Here is an 18,228-nt window from a genome sequence, read left to right as displayed (position 1 = left end):
CAACAATCCATGGGGGCGGGATATGAAATTCATCCTGGGCCTGGGCAAGGTCCTGACGGTCGCATTCTGGGGCGTGGTGTTTTTCAATCAATTGATGCCGCAACCCTTGCCGTTCAATCTGCTGATCAATGCTGCGGGTATCGCCTTGCTCGGCCTGCACGTGCTCGAAGTGCTGTTCTTCAATGGCAGCCTGCGCGGGCGCAGCCATCGCTGGTTCGATCGGTTGCAGATCCTGCTGACGGGTATCTTCCATGTCATGTCCATCCCCCGTGCGCAGGAGGCGCCGCGAAATGCGTAATCTGATGTTGCTGGCCATGCTGGCCGTTCCCCTGGCCCAGGCCGAGAGCCTGGAGGTGGCAGCCAACTCCATGCTGCGCCTGCCAAACAAGTCGGCCACTGTGCATCTTGCGCAGTTGCGCGTGGCCGATGCCGCCACCCTGTTGTTGCCGGCCACGCTGGCGGAATTGAAGGTCGACCAGCTGCAGTTGGGGCGGGACGCGCGTATCGCCATTGCGCCGTCCGACAGCCCGTTGCTGATCGAGGCGCGCAGTGCACGGCTGGCCGAGGGCAGCGAATTCAGTGCGCCAGGCGCGGCGGGCACGTACCAGCGGGCCGCGCGTTCGGGGCGTAGCCTGGACCTCAAGCTGGCCGAACTGGATGCCGAGCGGCTGGCGATCGATGCCCGTGGTGGCACGGGTGCTCCCGGGTATGTGGGGCTCGATGGCGCCAACGGCCAGGCCGGCGGCTGTACCTGGGGCCAGGCCAGCCGTGGTGCCAATGGCGACGACGGCGGCAACGGCCAGGATGGTGCACCGGGTGGGCGCATTCGCCTGAGCGTGCCGCAGGGTTTCCCGCAGGAGCGCATCGTGGTGCGCCTGGACGGCGGCGCAGCGGGCAAGGCCGGGGCGCCAGGCAAGGCAGGTAAGGGCGGGGCCAGCAAGGGCTGCCTGGTGTACAGCACCGAGGCCGGGGCCAATGGCCGCCCGGGGCAGCCGGGTCAGCCAGGGGCGCCGGGGGCGACCGGTGAGTTGATCCTGCAACGCCTGTAGAAGCCTTGCTGCATCCCCTTGTAGGAGCGGCCTTGTGTCGCGATGGGCTGCGCAGCAGCCCCCGATTTCAGCGTTTTTGCATTGATTTATGGGGCTGCTGCGCAGCCCATCGCGACACAAGGCCGCTCCTAACAGGGGGGCAACCCGTCAGGCCATCAGGCGCGAACTGGCCACGGCAACCACCGTCAGGCCCAGCAGCAGGTTGATCCCCACCATCCGCCGAATCCGCCCGAGTACCGCTGCACCCGTCGGCCAGTCCTCGGCCTGCACGGCTGCTTTCAGTTCCGGCAGCAGCAGCGCCTGGACGCGCATGAACAGGGCGAACATGGCGATGCCGCCACCCATCATCACCTGCACGTACTTGGGTGCGGTCTCGAAGCCGCTGAAGCGCATGTGCAACATGCCGATACCACTTATCGCCAAAATCGCCACGGCCAGCCAGACCCAGCCGAAGAAGCGTCGGAACACTTCCACCCACAAACGCAAGCGCGCAGGCCCTTCCAGGGCTGCAACCGTTGCCGGGCGCAGTACCAGCCAGGCGAAGAACATGCCGCCAACCCACACCAGGGCGGCTAATACATGCAATGTGTAGGGCAGGGCAAAGGCAAGCATCCGGATCTCCATGCGGCACAAAGGGCAAGAGCGGGGTATGATAGCCGCCCCATGCGAAACACTGAAAATATATCCAGCCCGGCGGGCGCCTGCAGACCATGATCAGCAACGAACTCAAAGCCACCATCCAGGGCGCCTATACGCGTTTTCTCGAAGCCAAGAGCCTCAAGCCGCGCTATGGCCAGCGTCTGATGATCGCCGAAGTGGCCAAGGTGCTCGGCGACATCGCCTGCGACGACGAAGGCCGTCGTGCTGGCGAACCGGCCGTGGTGGCGGTGGAGGCAGGCACCGGTACCGGCAAGACGGTGGCCTACAGCCTGGCCGCCATTCCGGCTGCCAAGGCCGCCGGCAAGCGCCTGGTGATCGCTACGGCGACCGTGGCGTTGCAGGAGCAGATCGTGTTCAAGGACCTGCCCGACCTGATGCGCAGCAGCGGGCTCAACTTCAGCTTCGCCCTGGCCAAGGGCCGCGGCCGCTACCTGTGCCTGTCCAAGCTCGACATCCTGCTGCAGGAAGGGCACGCCCAGTCGGCCACCGCCCAGCTGTTCGAGGAAGAAGGCTTCCGCATCGAAGTCGACGAGCGCAGCCAGAAGCTGTTCAACAGCATGATCGAGAAGCTTGCCGGCAACCGCTGGGACGGCGACCGCGACAGCTGGCCAGAAGCCCTGGAAGACCAGGACTGGGCACGCCTGACCACCGACCATAGCCAGTGCACCGGCCGCCATTGCCCGAACTTCCAGCAGTGCGTGTTCTACAAGGCGCGCGAAGGCATGGGCAAGGTCGATGTGATCGTCACCAACCATGACATGGTCCTGGCCGACCTGGCCCTGGGCGGCGGCGCGGTATTGCCCGACCCGCGCGATACCATGTACGTGTTCGACGAAGGCCACCACCTGCCAGACAAGGCCATTGGCCATTTCGCCCATTACTCGCGCCTGCGCTCCACCGCCGACTGGCTGGAGCAGACTGCCAAGAACCTGACCAAGCTGTTGGCCCAGCACCCGTTGCCCGGCGACCTGGGCAAGTACATCGAGCAGGTGCCCGAACTGGCGCGGGAGGTGCGCACCCAGCAGCAGTTCATGTTCACCCTGTGCGAGCAGGTGGCCGATTTCCGTCCCGGCGAGGACAACGAAGGCCGTGAGCGCCCGCGCTACCGTTTCGAAGGCGGCGTGGTGCCCGAGCAGATTCGCGAAGTGGGCATCGAGCTGAAAAAGGGCTTCGCCCGCCTCAACGACCTGTTCACCCGGCTGGCCGACCTGCTCAAGGAAGGCATGGACGGCGAGGTCAACATCGGTATCGCCAGCCACCAGGCCGAGGAGTGGTATCCGCTGTTCGGCAGTTTGGTCACCCGCGCCCAGGGCAACTGGGAACTGTGGACGGCGTTTACCGCCGAAGACCCCGAAGACAGCCCGCCCATGGCCCGCTGGCTGACCCTGGCCGAGAGCGGTGCACTGTTCGATATCGAGGTCAATGCCAGCCCCATCCTGGCCGCGGATATGCTTCGTCGCAGCCTGTGGAACGTTGCCCACGGCGCGTTGGTGACCTCCGCGACACTGACCGCGCTGGGCAAGTTCGACCGCTTCCGCATGCGCTCGGGCCTGCCGCGTGATGCGGTCACCTGCGTGGTACCGAGCCCGTTCGTGCATGGCGATGCCGGCTTGCTGCGGGTCCCCGACCTCAAGGCCGACCCGCGCGATGCCACGGCGCACACCGCCGCGATCATCCGCGAGTTGCCGAGCATCGTCGAGGATGCCCGTGGTGCGCTGGTGCTGTTCTCCTCACGCAAGCAGATGCAGGATGTGTTCGATGGCCTCGACCGGGACTGGCGCAAACTGGTGCTGATCCAGGGCAACCTGTCCAAGCAGGAAACCCTGAACAAGCACAAGGCGCGGGTCGACGATGGCCAGCACAGTGTGCTGTTCGGCCTCGCCAGCTTTGCCGAGGGGGTCGATCTGCCGGGGGCCTACTGCGAACACGTGGTGATTGCCAAGATCCCCTTCGCCGTACCCGACGACCCGGTCGAAGCGGCACTGGCGGAGTGGATCGAGGCGCGTGGTGGCAACCCGTTCATGGAAATTGCGGTGCCCGATGCCTCGCTGCGGCTGATCCAGGCCTGTGGTCGCCTGCTGCGAACCGAACAGGATCGCGGCGTTATCACCTTGCTTGATCGGCGGCTGGTCACCCAGCGCTATGGCAAGGCTATTCTCAATGCGCTGCCGCCGTTCCGGCGGGAGATTGCCTGACTGCCGGAGCACTTGCTCCGGCGCGTTGTCCATCACTCAGTCGTGGGCCATGAAGGCCCTGAAGGAGAGCTTCAGCCTTATGGTCCGCCGCACCTTGCCCGCCGTTCTCGCCTTGTTGTTCAGCTCGCCCTTGCTGGCGGGGCAGCAGACGCTCTTCAGCTTCGTGCGCCCAGCCTCGGTGGTCAATGTGCTGACCGAGGATGCCGGCATGCCCCAGTACAATGCGGAGCAGACGGCTGAAGGCGAAGTGTTGCGACGGGTGGTGTTCAACCCGGCCCAGCGGCCAACCCTGCGCCTGAGCCCGCAAAGCGGGGTGTGGGACTGGTCCGCTGGGCAGTTCCTGACCTTGCGCCTGCAAAGCGCAATGGACTGGGCCCTGACCGTGGATGTCACGGTGCAGGGCAGCGATGGCAGCGCGCTGACCAGCCGCATCGACTTGCCAGCCGGCCCTGCCCAGACCGTGATGGTACCGCTGACGGCCCGCTCGCCGCTCAGCCAGGGCATGCGCGCTGGCCCACCGATGCCCTGGGCCCATGAAGGCCAGCGCTTGTTGCTGGCCAGCAGCGCCGGTGCGGTAGACCTCAAGCAGGTGGCCTCGGTCAGCCTGAGCATCCCCAGCCCCAAGGTGGCGCAGAGCTTGTTGATCGAGCGGGTTGGCATTCAGGATGACGACCAGGCTTACCAGGCGGCCTATCGTGAGCTGATCGATGCCTATGGCCAGTCCACGCGGGGCCATTGGCCAGAGAAAGTGGCTGACGACGAACAGCTCAAGGCAGCCGATACGCGTGAGCAGCAACAGCTCAAGGGCTGGCTGGCAGAACGTGGCAAACAGCAACTGGACGCCTACGGTGGCTTGCTGGCCGGGCCGGCGTTCGAGGCCAAAGGCTTCTTCCGTACGGAAAAGCGCGATGGCCGCTGGTACCTGGTGACACCGGAAGGGCACCCGTTCTACTCGTTGGGGGTGAATGCCGTGGCCGCGGATGGCGGGCGCACCTACGTCACCGGCCGCGAGGGCATGTTCAAGGCCTTGCCGGGCCAAGGTGATGCGCTGGCCGCCTTCTATGGCGAAGGCAACAACGACGACGGCAATGCCTCGTCACAAGGGCGCCACTTCAAGCAGGGGCGCTGGTTCGACTTCTATGCCGCCAACCTGCAGCGCACCTACGGCAAACCTTGCCCGCCGGCAGCAGGCGGGCAGCCGGCCAACTGCCCACCGCCAGAGCTGGATGCCGCCCGCTGGCAGGCGCATGCGCTCGACCGCCTGCAGGCCTGGGGGTTCAACACGCTCGGCAACTGGAGCGAGCCGGCCCTGGGCCAGGCCCGGCGCATGCCGTACACCTTGCCGCTGTCGATCGTGGGCGATTACGCCAGCATCAGCACCGGCATGGACTGGTGGGGCAGCATGCCCGACCCGTTCGACCCACGATTTGCCATGGCCACCGAGCGCGCCGTGGCCATTGCCGCCCGCGATCACCGTGACGACCCCTGGCTGATCGGTTATTTCGCCGACAATGAACTGGCCTGGGCCGCCCCCGGCAGTGACCCCAAGGCACGCTACGGCCTGGCCTACGGCACGCTGCGCCTGACCACCGATGTGCCGGCCAAGCGCGCCTTCCTCAAGCAGTTGCGCGACAAGTACCGCAACCAGGAGGGGCTGTCCAAGGCTTGGGGCATCGAACTGAGCGCCTGGGAACTGATGGAGGATCCGGGCTTCGAAGCGCCGCTGCCCAACCCGGAGCACCCGGAAATCGAGCGTGACTACCAGTATTTCCAGCAGGTGTTTGCCGAAACCTACTTCAAGACGATTGCCGACTCGTTGAAGTGGCATGCGCCGAATCACCTGTTGCTGGGGGGGCGGTATGCGGTCAGCACGCCCGAGGCGGTCAAGGCCTGTGCCGAATTCTGCGATGTGCTCAGCTTCAACTTCTATACGCTCAAGCCGCAGGATGGCTACGACTTCGCCAGCCTGGCCGAGCTGGACAAGCCGGTGCTGGTGTCCGAGTTCCAGTTCGGCTCGCGTGACCGTGGGCCGTTCTGGCCGGGGCCGCTGGAGCTGGCTCGGGAAGAAGACCGTGGCCCGGCCTACGGCAATTTCCTCAAGGCGGCGCTGGCACAGCCGATGATCGTCGGCGCGCACTGGTTCCAGTATCTCGATCAGCCGGCCAGCGGGCGGTTGCTCGATGGCGAGAACGGCCATCTCGGGCTGGTAGCGATCACCGACATGCCTTATCCGGGGTTTGTCGAGGCCGTGCGCAAGAGCAACCTGCAGGCCATGGGCCAGCTGCGCGCCGAGCTGGAAAAGCCTGCCCCATAACTCAGACAGGCCTGTGTAGGAGCGGCCTTGTGTCGCGAAAGGGCCGCAAGGCGGCCCCGGCAATCTCGGCACCAACGCGGCACCCATGGCTGCTACGCAGCCCATCGCGACACCAGGCCGCTGCTCCTGGAGGGGACGTGGCGCGGCTGGTGGCACCATTCGTCGCGACCACCCAGCCCAAGCCAGTTTGCAAAACGCCAAACTACTGAAACAATGCACACCATTTTTCGGAAATGGTCGTACGGAGAACAGCGGGTGCAGATCCAGGGTCACTATGAGCTGAAGTTCGAAGCCGTGCGCGAGGCGTTCGCCGCGCTGTTCGATGATCCCCAGGAGCGTGGCGCCGCGCTGTGCATCCAGGTCGGTGGCGAAACCGTCGTCGACCTGTGGGCCGGCAGTGCCGACAAGGATGGCCAGCAGGCCTGGCACAGCGACACCATCGCCAACCTGTTCTCCTGTACCAAGACCTTCACTGCGGTTACTGCCCTGCAACTGGTCGGTGAGGGCAAGCTGGCCCTGGACGCTCCGGTGGCCAACTACTGGCCCGAGTTCGCCCAGGCCGGCAAACAGGCTATCACCCTGCGCCAGCTGCTCAGCCATCGTGCCGGCCTGCCGGCCATCCGCGAGTTGCTACCGGCCGAAGCCCTGTATGACTGGCAGGCCATGGTCGCTGCCCTGGCCGCCGAGACGCCCTGGTGGGCACCTGGCACCGAGCACGGCTATGCCGCCATCACCTACGGCTGGTTGATCGGCGAGCTGATCCGCCGCGCCGATGGTCGTGGCCCTGGCGACTCGATCGTGGCCCGTACTGCGCGCCCATTGGGGCTGGATTTCCATGTCGGCCTGGCCGACGAAGAATTTTACCGCGTGGCGCATATCGCCCGTGGCAAGGGCAACCCCGGGGATGCCGCGGCGCAGCGCCTGCTGCAGGTGACCATGCGCGAGCCAGAGGCGCTTTCGACCCGTGCCTTCACCAATCCGCCAGCCATCCTTACCAGCACCAACAAGCCGGAATGGCGGCGCATGCAGCAGCCTGCGGCCAACGGGCATGGCAACGCGCGCAGCCTGGCGGGCTTTTACGCCGGGCTGTTGGATGGCAGCCTGCTCGAATCCGAGCTGCTCGATGAACTGACCCGTGAGCACAGCCTCGGCCAGGACCGCACCTTGCTCACCCAGACCCGTTTTGGCCTGGGTTGCATGCTCGACCAGCCCGAGGTGGCCAATGCCACTTTCGGCCTCGGCGCGCGCGCCTTCGGCCACCCCGGTGCCGGCGGTTCGGTCGGTTTCGCCGACCCGGAGTACGATGTCGCCTTCGGCTTCGTGGTCAATACCCTTGGCCCATACGTGCTCATGGACCCACGGGCCCAGAAGCTGGTGCGCGTGCTCGCAGGCTGCCTTTGATCGGGTAATGCGGGTATTGCCGCATCCCTTTGACTATCCTCAATGCCAATGCCTGAAGTGTGTGGGCAAAATTTCTTTCTATTTCATGGTGTATCGCTGATGTCTTCACATAAAACCTTAGCACTCGCCCTGTGCCTGACCGCCGTTACCGGCTGCGCCAGTCACCCCCAGGACGCCTCGAAGGACAGCGGCTCGAGCTGGTGGCCCTTCGGTTCGGACAAGGTTGCCGAGCAGGAAGTGAAGCAAGCCGTTACTGAAAACGTGGCCAAGGCCGACGCCAAGTCCGAGAGCGCCAGCCGTTGGTGGTGGCCATTCGGTGGTGAGCAGAAGCAGGCCAAGGGGCCGGTGGTGCCCAAGATCGACGAGAAGGCCACCCAGGCCTGGCTGGACGAATACGAGCCCAAGCTGCGTGAAGCCATCAAGGGCAGCAAGCTGGAGCTTGAGCGCCGCGACAACGTGCTGGCCGTGACCCTCCCAGTGGACAGCTCATACAACCCTGACCGCCCGAGCATGCTGTTGCCGATGTCCTTGGGCCCGATTACCCGCGTGGCCAAGACCGTCGAAGGCGATGCCAAGACTGCCGTGCTGGTGCTCGGCCATGCCGACAGCAGCGGTGCCGCAGCGGCGAACCAGAAGCTCAGCCTGGAGCGCGCCGCTTCGGTGTCGGCCATCTTCCGCCTCAGCGGCCTGCAGCGTGACCGCCTGAACCTCAAGGGCATGGGCTCGGTCATGCCGCGCGCGGCCAATGACAGTGCCGAGGGCCGCGCCTTGAACCGTCGCGTGGAAATGCTGCTGACTCCGCAGAACACCATGGTTGCGCTGTTGGCCAAGTACCAGCAAGCCGCCCCGGCCCCGGCGCCAGCCTCGATGGTGGCGGTGCAGGATACCAAGGCCCCAGCCGCCAAGGCTGCCGACAGCAAGCCGGCGGCCAAGGCTGCGGCGAAGAAGCCTGCAGCCAAGGCCAAGGCGCCAGCCAAGACTGCGGCCAAGAAAAAAGCCGCCCCGGCCAAGCCCGTGGCCAAGAAAGCTACCGCTGACAAGAAAGTAGCTGCCAACAGCCCTGCGAAGACCAACTGATCGTCAAGGAACGCAGCAATGACCCAATCCCTGGCTGATATGCGCCGCGACTACACCCGAGATGGCCTGGCCGAAGCCCAGGCCCCGGCGGAGCCGTTCGCCCTGTTCCACCAGTGGTTCGCCGATGCGGTGAAAACCGAGCAGGTACCGGTAGAAGCCAATGCCATGACCCTGGCCACCGTCGATGCCGACGGCCGCCCCCATTGCCGCGTTTTGCTGCTCAAGGGGCTCGATGAGCGTGGTTTCACCTTTTTCACCAACTACGACAGCGCCAAGGGCCAGCAACTGCTGGCCAACCCCTACGCCGCCATGACCTTCTTCTGGCCGGCGCTGGAGCGTCAGGTGCGCATCGAAGGGCGGGTGGAAAAGGTCACGGCCGAGGAATCGGATGCCTACTACCAGGTGCGTCCATTGGGCAGCCGCCTGGGCGCTTGGGCCTCGCCGCAGAGCCGGGTGATTGCCGGCCGTGAGGAACTGGAAAGCCTGGTCAAGGCCACCGAGGCGCGCTTCTCCGATACCCAGCCGCATTGCCCGGAGCATTGGGGCGGGTACCGGTTGCTGCCGGAGCGGGTCGAGTTCTGGCAGGGCCGGGCCAGCCGCTTGCATGACCGGCTGAACTACCGCCTGGTCGATGGGCAATGGCTGCGCGAGCGCCTGGCGCCCTGACATTGCGGGGCCGCCTTGCGGCCCTTGCACACCACAGGCCGGGGTCGCACCCCAGCAACGGACGCGTTTGAGCTGCGCCCCAGATGATGAACAGGTGTCCAATATCTGGGGTGTAGCTCAGTTCCCTGTAGGAGCGGCCTTGTGTCGCGATGGGCTGCGCAGCAGCCCCGACAATCGATCAGACTACCCCGGATACCCCGCCGCCTCGCGCTCCAGCCACCCCGCCAACTGTTTGCGCCGCACCTTCTCCAGCCGCGCCTGTTCCAGCTTTTGCAGCATGTACGCTCGCTTGCCAGGGTCCGCCCCGGCTAGCGACAGCGCCAGGTCACGGTCCATCCAGCGGCGCATGCGCACATACAACCACCCGTGGAAATACAGCCCGGCAACGGTGGCAACCACGACGATGAAGTAATCCATGGCTATCCTTGGTCTCACTTGAAATGGCCTGATACAGCCAGGCAGGCTGTACCTCGGCTGAATGAAAGCAACTTTATTGCGTTTGTACCGTGACAGTCGTCAACGTGCAGCGTCTAATGAGCACCCGACTTATGGAGACTTTACCCATGCGTAAATCCGCTTTGCTGGTGGCGACCTTCACCACCATGTCGTTGTTGCTGGGTGGCTGTGCCTCGAGCCTGACCGGTGACAGCTACTCCCGTGATGAGGCCCGCCGCGTGCAGACCGTGCGCATGGGCACCATCGAATCCCTGCGCCCGGTCAAGATCGAGGGTACCAAGACCCCGATCGGCGGCGGCGCCGGTGCCATCGTCGGTGGCGTGGCCGGCAGCGCCGTGGGTGGCGGCCGTGGCAGCATCGTGGCTGCCGTGATTGGCGCTGTTGCCGGTGGCCTGGCCGGTTCCGCGGCCGAAGAAGGCCTGACCCGTACCCAGGGCGTGGAAATCACCGTGCGCGAGGACGATGGCAGCATGCGCGCCTATGTGCAGGCGGTGCAGGAGAACGAGATCTTCCGCGTTGGCGACCGCGTACGCATCATGACCGTCGACGGTACCAGCCGCGTCTCGCACTGACCGTAGCGCAACAAGAAAAAACCCCGACATGGCTGCACGCCAGTCGGGGTTTTTTCATGCCGTGGTCAGCTCAACCAGCGCTGGGCTTGCGGCTGGCCATGGCGGTTACGGCGTAGCCGAACACGGCGGCAAGGAACGAACCGGTGAGAATACCCATGCGGTCCATCCCGGCGAACTCGCTGCTGCCTGGGACAAAGGCGAGTGAGCCAACGAACAGGCTCATGGTGAAGCCGATACCACAGAGGATCGCCACGCCCAGCAATTGGCCCCAGCTGGCACCCGCAGGCAAAGCGGCCAGGCGCAGTTTGACCGCGACCCAGGTCAAGCCGAAGACGCCCACGGTCTTGCCCAGCAGCAGCCCGACGGCAATGCCCAGTGGCACAGGGTGGGTAAAGCTGTCCACACTGATGCCTGCCAGCGATACACCGGCATTGGCGAAGGCGAACAACGGCAGGATGGCGTAGGCGACCCACGGGTGCAGGGCATGTTCCAGGGCAAGCGATGGCGAGCGCTCGGCATGCCGAGTACGCAGCGGGATGCACAGCGCCAGGGCAACGCCAGCCAGGGTGGCATGCACGCCGCTTTTGAGCACGCAGACCCACAGGATCAGGCCAACGATCATGTAAGGCCCAAGCTTGACCACGCCAAGCCGGTTCAGCGCCACCAGTACCACCAGGCAGGCGGCGGCCAGCAACAGCGACAGGCTCGACAAGGTGCCTGAATAGAACAGGGCAATGACGATGATCGCGCCCAGGTCGTCGATGATCGCCAGGGTCATCAGGAACAGTTTCAGCGACACCGGCACGCGCTTGCCCAGCAGGGCCAGCACGCCGAGGGCGAAGGCGATGTCGGTGGCGGTGGGGATTGCCCAACCAGCCACGGCTGCGGGGTTGTCACGGTTGATGAACCAGTAGATCAGTGCCGGTATCACCATGCCGCCCACGGCAGCGGTGGCAGGCAAGATTACCTGGGACGGTTTCGACAGGTGGCCGTCGACCACCTCGCGCTTCACTTCCAGGCCGATCAGCAGGAAAAACAGCGCCATCAGGCCGTCGTTGATCCACAACAGCAATGGTTTGGCGATGTGCAACGCGCCGACCTGTACGGCGACAGGCACGTCGAGCAGGCCGCTGTACAGGTATGACAGCGGCGAATTGTTGATGACCAGGGCCAATATGGCCGCAGCGATCAGCAGCAGGCCGCTGGCGGCTTCGAGCTGGAGGAAACGGGCTAACAGGCTACGCACGGGCTATAGGCTCTCCATGGGCAGTTACGGATGGAAATGGCGTACACCCTAGCCTGTGAAGATATGCTTTAAAATAAAAACTATATTCTTTTTTGTTATATGTTGTTACTGGGCTGGGCTGGAGGAAGCCTAGATGCAGAATGGGAAATAGGGGGCAAGGGAAGTCTGATGTTTTCTCGGATTTTTCTTGCGCCTACAGGGCGGCTTTCGCGGTTTTGCCCGCGAAAGCGCCCTCACAGGCCATGAACCGTCAGAGGCCGAGCATATCCCGCGCCACCGCCTCGGCAATGCGAATACCATCGACGCCTGCCGACAGAATCCCGCCCGCGTACCCAGCCCCTTCACCCGCCGGGAACAGCCCCTTGAGGTTCAGGCTCTGGAAGTCCTCACCGCGGGTGATGCGCAATGGCGACGAGGTACGTGTCTCGATCCCGGTCAACACCGCATCGTGCAGGTTGTAGCCCTTGATCTGCCGGTCGAACGCCGGCAATGCCTCGCGGATCGCCTCGATGGCGAAGTCTGGCAGGCTCGGCGCCAGGTCGCCCAGGGTCACGCCTGGCTTGTAGGACGGCTCGACACTGCCCAGCGCGGTCGAGGGCCGGCCGGCGACGAAGTCACCCACCAGTTGTGCCGGGGCCTGGTAGTTGCTGCCGCCCATCACATAGGCATGGGCTTCCAGGCGTTCCTGCAGTTCGATGCCGGCCAGCGGGCCGCCGGGGTAGTCGCGTTCGGGGTCGATGCCGACGACGATACCGGAGTTGGCATTGCGCTCGTTGCGCGAGTACTGGCTCATGCCGTTGGTGACCACCCGGCCTGGTTCGCTGGTGGCGGCGACCACGGTGCCGCCTGGGCACATGCAGAAGCTGTACACCGAACGGCCATTGCTGGCGTGGTACACCAGCTTGTAATCGGCAGCACCGAGTTTCGGGTGGCCGGCGTATTTGCCCAGGCGCGCCTTGTCGATCAGGGTTTGCGGGTGCTCGATACGGAAGCCCACCGAGAACGGCTTGGCTTCCATGTATACGCCCTTGGCGTGCAGCATGCGGAAGGTGTCGCGGGCACTGTGGCCGAGGGCCAACACCACGTGGCGCGAGTGCAGTTGCTCACCGCTCTCCAGCACCACGCCGGTCAGTTGGCCGTCGTCGATCAGCAGGTCGGTGACCTTCTGCTGGAAGCGTACTTCAGCGCCCAGGGCGATCATGTCCTGGCGCATCTGCTCGACCATGCCGGTCAGGCGGAAGGTACCGATGTGCGGCTTGTTGATGTACAGGATTTCGTCCGGCGCACCGGCCTTGACGAACTCTTCCAGCACTTTGCGGCCGTGGTGTTGCGGGTCCTTGATCTGGCTGTACAGCTTGCCATCGGAGAAGGTCCCGGCGCCGCCTTCGCCGAACTGCACGTTGGACTCGGGGTTGAGCACGCTCTTGCGCCACAGGCCCCAGGTGTCCTTGGTGCGCTGGCGCACTTCCTTGCCACGTTCGAGGATGATCGGCTTGAAGCCCATCTGCGCCAGCAGCAGGCCGGCGAAGATGCCGCACGGGCCGAAGCCGACCACGATCGGGCGTTCCTGCAGGTTGGCCGGGGCCTGGCCGACGAACTTGTAGGTCACGTCGGGCGCCGGGCCAATGTTGCGATCGTCGGCGAACTTGCTGAGCAGCTCGGCTTCGTTGCTGGCTTCCAGGTCGATGGTGTAGATGAACAGCAGCTCGCTGTTCTTCTTGCGCGCATCGTAGCTGCGCTTGAACAGGTTGAAGCTGAGCAGTTGCTCGTCGCGAATGCCCAGGCGCTGGACGATGGCTTCACGCAGGGCTTCGTCGGGATGGTCCAGGGGCAGCTTCAGTTCGGTGATTCGTAGCATGGCAGGGTCCAGTATCCCGGCCATGGGCGGCCGGCGGCTTTACACAAACCGCCAAGTATAAGCTGTTCGCCACCCCGACTGGCAGGATAAAAGCACCCGGCGATCAGTTGTCGCGTGCGCCGCCGTAGTAACCGCAGCCCTGCAGGGTGTTGCCGTCGATGCGCAGTTCGGTGCGCAGGTGATAGATGGCGCCGGTGGCGCTGTCCACGCAGCGTTGCGGCGCGGCCCAGAGTTCCACGTGCTGGCCGTTGGCTTCGCTGGTCAGGGTCAGGCCGCCACCGGGCACTTGCTCTTCGAGGAACGGCAGGGGCAGGGGGGGCTGACCGATGCGGTTGAGCACCATGCCCTTGCCGCTGGCCTTGATGTCCCAGCCCGGCTCATGGCCGTTGGCACGCAGGGTCAACTGTTTGAAGTTGGGGTCTTCACAGGCGCGGATGGACGGTTCCAGGCGATACAGCTGGCGTACTTCCAGCTGGCCGTCGGTGCTGGCCTGCTTGCTGCCGGTGAGGCGACCACGGACATCGGCGAACAGCTTGTCGTTGGCATCCTTGGCCAGGTTGGCGGCTTCTTGCAGGATGCCAGTGGCGGCGACGTCGTTGATCACGAAGGTGCGGCTTTCGCTGCATGGCTTGAACAGCAGCTGGCCACCGGCGGCACGCAGTTCGCCCTGCATGCGCGTGGTGCCGATGTTCGGGTCGCTGGGGGCGTCGGCCATGAGCTGGCAACCACCGAACAAGGGCAACAGAGCGGTGAGTAGCAGGGTGGGAGTGAGGCGCATGGGGCGAGCTCCGGAGAATCTTTGCCAAAGAGCTGGCCACGTTACTCAGGCTCGGTGTGGATCACAAGCCTTTGGTAAACCTGTGCCGGCCTCTTCGCGGGTAAGCCCGCGAAGAGGCCGGCACAGGCGATACAAAATCCGGCAGGCAGAAAAAAGGGCCCGAAGGCCCTTTTTCCCGATCAACCCCCCAGATACGCGTCGCGCACCTTCGGGTCTGTCAGCAGTGCTTCACCGGTGCCTTGCATCACGACCCGGCCGTTCTCCAGCACATAGGCCCGGTCAGCGATCTTCAGCGCCTGGTTGGCGTTCTGCTCCACCAGGAACACGGTCACGCCATCACGGCGCAATTGTTCGATGATGTCGAAGATCTGCTGGATGATGATCGGCGCCAGGCCCAGCGAGGGCTCGTCGAGCAGCAGCAGCTTGGGCTTGCTCATCAGCGCCCGGCCAATGGCGAGCATCTGCTGCTCGCCACCGGACATGGTGCCGCCACGCTGGATATAACGCTCCTTCAGGCGCGGGAACAGCTGCAGCACCTTGTCCAGCTGCTCCTGGTAATCGCCCTTGTCGGTGAAGAAGCCACCCATCGCGAGGTTTTCCTCGACGGTCAGGCGCGAGAACACACGGCGGCCTTCCGGCACCACCGCGATGCTCTTGCGCATGATGTGCGAGGATGGCTGGCCAACCAGTTCTTCACCCAGGTACTTGATGCTGCCGCTGTGCGCCTGCGGTGAGCCGCACAGGGTCATCAGCAAGGTCGACTTGCCAGCACCGTTGGCGCCGATCAGGGTGACGATCTCGCCCTGGTTGATTTCCACGTTGACGCTGTGCAGCGCCTGGATCTTGCCGTAGAAGGTGGAAACGTTCTCGAACTTCAGCATTTACGCTTCCCCCAGGTAGGCTTTGATCACTTCAGGGTTGTCGCGGATTTCCTCCGGGGTGCCGTGGGCGAGGGGGGTGCCCTGGTTGATCACGACGATGTGGTCGGAAATGCTCATCACCAGCTTCATGTCGTGCTCGATCAGCAGCACGGTGACGTTGTGAGACTCACGCAGGTACGCGATCAAGGCCTTGAGGTCTTCGGTTTCCTTGGGGTTCAGGCCAGCTGCAGGCTCGTCGAGCATGATGATCCGCGGTTGGGTCATCATGCAGCGGGCGATTTCCAGGCGACGCTGCTGGCCGTAGGCGAGGGTGCCGGCGGTACGGTTGGCGAATTCGGTCAGGTTGACCTTTTCCAGCCAGTACTGCGCGCGTTCCATGGCCTCCTTCTCACTGCGGCGGAAGCTCGGGGTCTTGAACAGGCCGGCGAAGAAGTTGGTGTTCAGGTGACGGTGCTGGGCAATCAGCAGGTTTTCCAGTGCGGTCATTTCCTTGAACAGGCGCACGTTCTGGAAAGTCCGCACCACGCCCTTGCGGGCGATCTGGTGGCCGGCCAGGCCCTGGATCGGCTGGCCGTCGAGCAGGATGGTGCCGCCGCTGGGCTTGTAGAAGCCGGTCAGGCAGTTGAACACCGTGGTCTTGCCGGCGCCGTTCGGGCCGATCAGTGCCACCACCTGTTTTTCCTTGACGGTCAGGCCCACGCCATTGACCGCCAACAAGCCGCCGAAGCGCATGCTCAGGCCGCTGACTTGCAGAATTTCACGGCTCATCGATGCAGCTCCATGTGTGGTCGTTGCATAGGCAGCAAGCCTTGCGGACGCCAGATCATCATCAACACCATCAGCGCACCGAACATCAGCATCCGGTATTCGCTGAACTCACGCATCAGCTCTGGCAGCAGGATCATCACGATGGCCGCGAGAATCACGCCCAGCTGTGAACCCATGCCGCCGAGCACGACGATGGCGAGGATGATCGCCGACTCGATGAAGGTGAACGACTCCGGCGTCACCAGGCCTTGGCGCGCGGCGAAGAAGCTGCCGGCGAAACCGGCGAAGCAGGCACCCAGGGTGAAGGCCGAAAGCTTGATCACGGTCGGGTTCAGGCCCAGGGCACGGCAGGCGATCTCGTCTTCGCGCAGGGCTTCCCAGGCGCGGCCGATCGGCATGCGCAGCAGGCGGTTGATCACGAACAGCGCCAGCAGGGCCAGCAGCAGGGCCACCAGGTAGAGGAAGATGACCTTGTTGATCGAGTTGTATTCCAGCCCGAAGAACTCATGGAAGGTCTGCATGCCCTCGGCGGCACGGCGTTCGAAGGTCAGGCCGAAGAACTCCGGCTTGGGGATGTTGCTGATGCCGTTGGGGCCGCCGGTCCAGTCGGTGAGGTTGCGCAGGAACAGGCGGATGATCTCGCCGAAGCCGAGGGTCACGATCGCCAGGTAGTCACCGCGCAGGCGCAGCACCGGGAAGCCGAGCAGGAAGCCGAAGGTGGCGGCCATCAGGCCGGCGATCGGCAGGCATACCCAGAAGCTCCAGCCCAGGTAGTGCGAGAGCATCGCGTAGCTGTAGGCACCGACGGCGTAGAAACCGACGTAGCCGAGGTCGAGCAGGCCGGCCAGGCCGACCACGATGTTCAGGCCCAGGCCCAGCAGCACGTAGATCAGGATCAGCGTGGCGATGTCCACCGCACCGCGCGAGCCAAAGAATGGCCAGACCAGGGCCGCGACGATCAGGCCCATGATCACGTAGCGCTGGGTTTTCGGCAGGGTCAGGTAGTTGCTGACGGCTGGCGGGATCAGCTTGCGCTCCGAGCGGCGGCCCATCACCGCGCTCCACTGCCTGTCGAACAGCACGCGCAGGAACATCAGCAGCGAACACACGGCGATGATACTGATGGTGAACGACCCTTGGCTGTGCACCGCCAGGCTGATGCCGTCGATGCTCAGTTTCAGGCCCAGCACCGGGAAGGCCACGGCCCATACCAGCAAGGCGCTGAAGAACGCCTGTTTGAGATTTCTGTTCATACTTTTTCAACCTCCGGGCGGCCCAGGATGCCGGTCGGCCGGAATAGCAGGACAAGAACCAACAAGCCGAATGCCACCACGTCCTTGTACTGGTCGCCGAAGATATCGGCACCGAACGCTTCGGCCACGCCCAGCACCAGCCCGCCGAGCATGGCGCCCGGGATGCTGCCGATGCCACCCAGCACCGCCGCGGTGAAGGCCTTCAGGCCCACCAGGAAACCGGCGTTGGGGTTGATCACCCCGTACTGCATGCTCAGCAGCACGGCCGCCACCGCCGCCAGGGCGGCACCGATGACGAAGGTGAGGGCGATGATGTTGTTGGTGTTGATGCCCAGCAGGTTGGCCATCTTGATGTCCTCGGCACAGGCGCGGCAGGCACGGCCCAAGCGGGAACGGGAGATGAACAGGGTGAGGCAGGTCATGGCCACCAGGGTGACCACGAACACCAGGATCTGCATGTAGGAAACCAGAACTTCTTCCGCACCGCCCGGCCCGAACGAGAAGCTTCCGGGGATCAGGTTGGGGATGGACTTGTCCTTGGAGTCTTGCGACAGCAAGACGGTGTTCTGCAGGAAGATCGACATGCCGATGGCGGAAATCAGCGGGATCAGGCGGTTGCTGTTGCGCAGGGGGCGGTAGGCAACCCGTTCGATGCTGTAGCCATAGGCACTGGTAACGAAGATCGTCGCGACGAAGGCAACGGTCATCAGGATCGGCAGCGAATGGATACCCATCATGGCCAGGCCCGCCAGGGCGATGAAGGCCACATAGGAACCGATCATGTACACCTCGCCGTGGGCGAAGTTGATCATGCCAATGATGCCGTACACCATCGTGTAGCCGATGGCGATCAAGGCATAGGTGCTGCCAATGGTCAATCCATTAACCAGTTGTTGGAAGAAATGGTAGATCTCAGGCATTACAGCGCTCCTAAAAACCTGATTTGCATTTCGCTGGCGGGGGTACGGCCAGGAAACCGCGGGTGACGGTTTTAAGATTTTCAGGTGAACCCGCCCCCGGATCGCGGGGATCAGGCCCATGAACCTCGTAAAAC

17 protein-coding genes are annotated in these 18,228 nt (G+C 64.2%); 8 read left to right on the top strand and 9 right to left on the bottom strand.

What is annotated here, in order from left to right; genetic code table 11:
- The first annotated feature begins 22 nt into the window (after positions 1-22).
- A complete protein-coding gene (locus tag JKP78_RS13095; RefSeq protein ID WP_170031852.1) occupies positions 23-298 on the top strand; it encodes a DUF1145 domain-containing protein in 276 nt (91 codons plus the stop codon).
- The gene (locus JKP78_RS13090; RefSeq protein ID WP_200626787.1) at positions 291-1,049 is read left to right on the top strand and encodes a collagen-like protein; all 759 of its coding nucleotides are present in this window, start codon (positions 291-293) and stop codon (positions 1,047-1,049) included. Before JKP78_RS13095 ends, JKP78_RS13090 begins: the two co-directional genes overlap by 8 nt.
- A gap of 147 nt (positions 1,050-1,196) precedes the next feature.
- Here JKP78_RS13090 and JKP78_RS13085 read toward each other — a convergent pair whose 3' ends face one another.
- Positions 1,197-1,661, bottom strand: a complete 465-nt coding sequence (locus tag JKP78_RS13085) for a CopD family protein (RefSeq protein WP_186690489.1) — start codon at positions 1,659-1,661, stop codon at positions 1,197-1,199.
- A 98-nt stretch (positions 1,662-1,759) separates the two neighbouring features.
- Between JKP78_RS13085 and dinG the strand changes: the two genes are divergently transcribed.
- The 5 genes from dinG to pdxH all read left to right on the top strand — a co-directional run bounded on the left by dinG (position 1,760) and on the right by pdxH (position 9,362).
- On the top strand, positions 1,760-3,904 hold the full coding sequence (gene dinG, locus JKP78_RS13080) for an ATP-dependent DNA helicase DinG (RefSeq protein ID WP_186690487.1): 2,145 nt from the start codon (positions 1,760-1,762) through the stop codon (positions 3,902-3,904).
- Between the two features lie 79 nt (positions 3,905-3,983).
- Complete coding sequence (locus JKP78_RS13075; RefSeq protein WP_200626895.1) at positions 3,984-6,218, top strand: beta-galactosidase; 2,235 nt, start codon at positions 3,984-3,986, stop codon at positions 6,216-6,218.
- Between the two features lie 255 nt (positions 6,219-6,473).
- Complete coding sequence (locus JKP78_RS13070; RefSeq protein WP_186690485.1) at positions 6,474-7,619, top strand: serine hydrolase domain-containing protein; 1,146 nt, start codon at positions 6,474-6,476, stop codon at positions 7,617-7,619.
- Between the two features lie 99 nt (positions 7,620-7,718).
- Positions 7,719-8,696: an OmpA family protein gene (locus JKP78_RS13065; protein ID WP_186690482.1), complete on the top strand. Its 978-nt coding sequence runs from the start codon at positions 7,719-7,721 to the stop codon at positions 8,694-8,696.
- Between the two features lie 18 nt (positions 8,697-8,714).
- Positions 8,715-9,362, top strand: a complete 648-nt coding sequence (gene pdxH, locus JKP78_RS13060; protein ID WP_186690481.1) for a pyridoxamine 5'-phosphate oxidase — start codon at positions 8,715-8,717, stop codon at positions 9,360-9,362.
- 183 nt (positions 9,363-9,545) lie between these two features.
- Here the strand turns inward: pdxH and JKP78_RS13055 are convergent, their stop codons facing one another.
- Positions 9,546-9,779: a hypothetical protein gene (locus JKP78_RS13055; RefSeq protein WP_170031831.1), complete on the bottom strand. Its 234-nt coding sequence runs from the start codon at positions 9,777-9,779 to the stop codon at positions 9,546-9,548.
- Positions 9,780-9,925: 146 nt separating this feature from the next.
- Between JKP78_RS13055 and JKP78_RS13050 the strand changes: the two genes are divergently transcribed.
- Complete coding sequence (locus JKP78_RS13050) at positions 9,926-10,390, top strand: glycine zipper 2TM domain-containing protein (protein ID WP_009684613.1); 465 nt, start codon at positions 9,926-9,928, stop codon at positions 10,388-10,390.
- A gap of 70 nt (positions 10,391-10,460) precedes the next feature.
- Here the strand turns inward: JKP78_RS13050 and nhaA are convergent, their stop codons facing one another.
- The 7 genes from nhaA to livH form a co-directional block, all read right to left on the bottom strand.
- On the bottom strand, positions 10,461-11,636 hold the full coding sequence (gene nhaA, locus JKP78_RS13045; protein WP_200626786.1) for a Na+/H+ antiporter NhaA: 1,176 nt from the start codon (positions 11,634-11,636) through the stop codon (positions 10,461-10,463).
- 250 nt (positions 11,637-11,886) lie between these two features.
- Positions 11,887-13,494, bottom strand: a complete 1,608-nt coding sequence (locus JKP78_RS13040) for an NAD(P)/FAD-dependent oxidoreductase (RefSeq protein ID WP_170031825.1) — start codon at positions 13,492-13,494, stop codon at positions 11,887-11,889.
- Positions 13,495-13,597: 103 nt separating this feature from the next.
- Positions 13,598-14,272 carry a COG3650 family protein gene (locus JKP78_RS13035; RefSeq protein WP_186690479.1) on the bottom strand — a complete coding sequence of 225 codons (675 nt, stop codon included), beginning with the start codon at positions 14,270-14,272 and terminating at the stop codon, positions 13,598-13,600.
- A gap of 179 nt (positions 14,273-14,451) precedes the next feature.
- Entirely contained in the window at positions 14,452-15,153 is a 702-nt protein-coding gene (locus tag JKP78_RS13030; RefSeq protein WP_013973921.1) for an ABC transporter ATP-binding protein, read from the bottom strand.
- Positions 15,154-15,921 (bottom strand): high-affinity branched-chain amino acid ABC transporter ATP-binding protein LivG, encoded by a 768-nt coding sequence (gene livG, locus JKP78_RS13025; RefSeq protein WP_114169627.1) that lies wholly within the window; start codon positions 15,919-15,921, stop codon positions 15,154-15,156.
- A complete protein-coding gene (locus JKP78_RS13020; RefSeq protein ID WP_186690477.1) occupies positions 15,918-17,174 on the bottom strand; it encodes a high-affinity branched-chain amino acid ABC transporter permease LivM in 1,257 nt (418 codons plus the stop codon). Before JKP78_RS13020 ends, livG begins: the two co-directional genes overlap by 4 nt.
- Positions 17,171-18,094, bottom strand: coding sequence for a high-affinity branched-chain amino acid ABC transporter permease LivH (livH, locus tag JKP78_RS13015; RefSeq protein ID WP_023379080.1), 924 nt, complete (start codon positions 18,092-18,094; stop codon positions 17,171-17,173). The genes JKP78_RS13020 and livH overlap by 4 nt, the downstream gene beginning before the upstream one ends.
- Positions 18,095-18,228 lie beyond the last annotated feature (134 nt).

This window comes from Pseudomonas sp. LAM2023, assembly GCF_016620375.1.
In the GTDB taxonomy this organism is placed as follows: Bacteria; Pseudomonadota; Gammaproteobacteria; order Pseudomonadales; family Pseudomonadaceae; genus Aquipseudomonas; species Aquipseudomonas anuradhapurensis.
Note: the sequence above shows the minus strand (reverse complement) of the source record. Positions and strands in the feature narration are given on the sequence as shown.